A 3,272-nucleotide genomic window follows, 5' to 3' on the forward strand; every position below is an offset into this window, starting at 1 on the left:
CTTTAAACAAGCCTTCTTTGCTGCCAAAAGCCGCATAAATACTGCCGGGACGCATATCAATCACGTCCTGTAGATTGCGCATAGAAGTTGCGTGAAAGCCCTTTTCCCAATACAGGTTAGTCGCTTTATCTACAACGTCTTGTCTATCGAACTTCGCTGTCTTGGCCATAACATCTACTTCATTAATCTGAACATATGTTCAATATTTTAAGATGAACACTCGTTCTAGTAAAGGAGTGTCTGGTTACTCCGGCAATCTCGCAAAGATCGATAGCATTAATCGGTAATAAAAAACTCTAATCATCAACAACTTCGACGGTTTTATGTTGTGCGCCGTAATAGGTACCTTCATCGATGGTGTACATCAGCGTTTCTTTGCACTCTGGGCAATCGAATTCTTCATTGGGTTCGATTGCTTCCTCTTCTACCCATTCCCATCCAATGTGTTCTTCGCAAGCGGGGCAATCCATAAAAATACCTCTCAGCTGTTGTCGCATATTTACTGCGAGTTTCTACTTAATAAGCTCGGCAGTATACATATTTGAGACTGAATATATAGATGCTCGTGAGTGAATAGCTTGGTAAGGGTTACACAGTGAGTGCTGGTCTACCACTTTGTGATTATGTGTTGTGATAGGGCTCATATAGCAATCGTTTTTATGGTTTTCTTATGTGTTTATTGTCAGTAATGGAAAGCGAACTATTGATTGATTTAATAACAGAATTACGTTCCATGACCATGAAAGTAAAGGCTATTCACTCAACGTCGGTTCAAGTTCAGTTTGTGTCGATGGTTTGCGTGAGTCATCGTTAGCTTCAATTTGAGGTTGCTGAGACTCATCGGTATCTAAGGCGTCAGAGGTGTCTTCTGGTTGTTCATCATAATACTTAACAAGGAATGGGGTGAGCATGACGGATGACGGTAAGAAGTGCTTCATGGTACCTCCCGGTACTTAAGTGTATTTCTTGTATGGTATTGGTTTAATATGTGGCAAAATTTGCGATACATCATGACTTGTTGCTTGTTTTCTATAAATTCTTAGAACTATATTCAGGCTCACAAAATTGATAGTAGAATGCACATCTGGCCTTTGAGGCAACGAGAAAATAAATACAAGCACTGCTCAACCGCGCGAATAATAGGACATAAAATGAAGTACGATTGGATATTCTTTGATGCAGATGAAACCTTGTTCCACTTTGATGCTTTTCAAGGAATGAAGCTGATGTTCTCCCGTTTTGGCGTGGACTTTAGCGAACAGGATTATTCAGTGTATCAAGAGGTTAATTTGCCGTTATGGGTCGATTACCAAGATGGCCGTATTACGGCTGCACAACTGAAGCACGCGCGTTTTGAAAGCTGGGCAACAAAGTTAGAGACAACCACGGCAGCACTAAACAGTGCGTTTTTAGCCGCAATGGCAGACATCTGTTCTCTGCTTCCTGGTGCAAAAGAGTTGATGGAGTCGTTACAAGGCAAAGTGAACATGGGCATCATCACCAATGGTTTCACAGAGCTGCAGTCAATCCGTTTGGAACGAACAGGAATGACAGACTACTTTGACCATGTGATCATTTCTGAGGAAGTCGGTGTCGCTAAACCAGACGCGGAAATTTTTGAGCATGCGCACAAGCTGATTGGATTGCCATCAAAGCAAAGAGTATTGATGGTCGGGGACAACCCACACTCTGATATTTTAGGTGGCTTGGATTTTGGTATTGAGACCTGTTGGTTGAACAGCCAAGAGAAAGCGACGCCAGCAGGAATTAACCCTCATTATCAGGTTAAGTCTCTGGCTGACCTGCAAGCACTTTTGTTGGCATAATTGCTAATTGCTAATTGCTAATTGCTAATTGCTTTTAGATTTTTGAGTAAATGATGGATAGCCGAGTACAGTTATGTGCTCGGCTACTTATTTTTACTTACTGCAACTTATCGATAGTGGTGTTTAAGCCTACCTTTGCTTAAGCTCGCTTTGATTACCTAATTACAATAAAAAGAAGGAAGAGGCGTGCTGAAATCTCATCGCCATAGCTGCTACGGCATTGCTGCCATTTTACTATGGAGCTGCTTAATTGCATTGTCTCGTAGTGTGTCAGAACAACTGGGCCCAATTGGTGGTGCCGCCAGTCTTTATACGGTGAGCTCACTGTTGTTAGTCTGTGTTATGGGGTTACCTAAGCTGTCGCGCTTCTCCAAATCGTATTTGTTGATCGGTGGTGCCTTATTCGTGTGCTACGAGATCTTCCTAGCTCTGGCTTTAGGAATGGCAAATAGCCGACATCAAGCCTTAGAAATGGCCGTTATCAACTATCTATGGCCTGCACTAACGGTGTTGTTTGCGGTACTGCTGAGTGACAAAAAGATTAACTGGTTGGTTTATCCAAGTATCGTCTTAGCGTTTTTTGGCGTGGCTTGGAGTATCAGCGGCGATCAGGGGCTTTCTGTCGAGCAAATCGCGGCTAATATTGCGACCAACCCTAAAACCTATTCGATGGCATTCTTCGGCGCGATTATTTGGGCGGTATATTGCAATTACACCCAACGCGTTGCTAAAGGGCAGAATGCGATTGTGCTTTTCTTTATCGCTACTGCGATCACTCTGTGGATCAAATACGCATTGAGTGATGAAACCGGCATGGTGATGACTTCAAGTGCTGCGATTGACTTAGTGCTTGCTGGGGCTTGTATGGGCGCTGGTTACGCGCTTTGGAACACGGCGATTCTAGGTGGCAACATGGTGTTTTTGGCAACCATGTCTTACTTTACGCCAATCTTCGCGACCTTACTGTCTTCTATGATTCTAGGTTTGTCATTGAGCATGAGTTTCTGGCAGGGCGTTTGTATGGTGACGATTGGTTCACTGGCTTGCTGGTGGGTAACTAGAGACAAAAAGCCGACGGTTAAGGCGTCGGCTTCTGAAGAGGTTCAGTCTTGAACTTAAGAGAGAATGCTCTTAGCTCGCGATATTGAGGTTCAATTGAAGCTCATAAGGCATTTTAGATAAGCGTCGCGTTAATTGATGGCGTGTTCGTTCAATATCATCAACCGTAATCGCATCTTGGTCGTTAGTATGAATATCAACATTGACTCTTAGTTCCGGGCCAACCTTAGTCACACCCATTAGCTCCAAATCTTGGTCCGCATCTTTGTCTACAGCGACAACATTCTTATCTACCGCGTCACAAATATCTTTGGTTGCCGACATCATTAGCAGTTCACGCATTGCTTCACGTAACATGTCGAACGGCACTTTGATAAAGTGCCGTTC

Annotated in this window: 5 protein-coding genes and 1 pseudogene; 2 read left to right on the forward strand and 4 right to left on the reverse strand. The window is 43.4% G+C overall.

The genetic code is table 11. The annotated features are described in order from the left end of the window. The 3 genes from AB4496_RS19200 to AB4496_RS19210 form a co-directional block, all read right to left on the reverse strand. Nucleotides 1–169: TetR/AcrR family transcriptional regulator (locus tag AB4496_RS19200; RefSeq protein ID WP_372131646.1), on the reverse strand; the 169-nt coding region annotated here is incomplete at its 3' end. 127 nt (nt 170–296) lie between these two features. Continuing rightward, the gene (locus AB4496_RS19205; RefSeq protein WP_012601113.1) at nt 297–470 is read right to left on the reverse strand and encodes a hypothetical protein; all 174 of its coding nucleotides are present in this window, start codon (nt 468–470) and stop codon (nt 297–299) included. A gap of 282 nt (nt 471–752) precedes the next feature. Then, complete coding sequence (locus AB4496_RS19210) at nt 753–938, reverse strand: hypothetical protein (protein ID WP_009845588.1); 186 nt, start codon at nt 936–938, stop codon at nt 753–755. 213 nt (nt 939–1,151) lie between these two features. Between AB4496_RS19210 and yjjG the strand changes: the two genes are divergently transcribed. Beyond that, nucleotides 1,152–1,826 carry a pyrimidine 5'-nucleotidase gene (yjjG, locus tag AB4496_RS19215; protein ID WP_009845587.1) on the forward strand — a complete coding sequence of 225 codons (675 nt, stop codon included), beginning with the start codon at nt 1,152–1,154 and terminating at the stop codon, nt 1,824–1,826. Between the two features lie 186 nt (nt 1,827–2,012). Then, nucleotides 2,013–2,939 carry an aromatic amino acid DMT transporter YddG gene (gene yddG, locus AB4496_RS19220; RefSeq protein WP_009845586.1) on the forward strand — a complete coding sequence of 309 codons (927 nt, stop codon included), beginning with the start codon at nt 2,013–2,015 and terminating at the stop codon, nt 2,937–2,939. 18 nt (nt 2,940–2,957) lie between these two features. Here yddG and AB4496_RS19225 read toward each other — a convergent pair. After that, nucleotides 2,958–3,272 (reverse strand): annotated as a pseudogene (locus AB4496_RS19225) (cation transporter); the annotation flags it as partial.

This window comes from Vibrio sp. 10N.222.46.A1 (assembly GCF_041473595.1).
Taxonomy (GTDB): domain Bacteria; phylum Pseudomonadota; class Gammaproteobacteria; order Enterobacterales; family Vibrionaceae; genus Vibrio; species Vibrio tasmaniensis_A.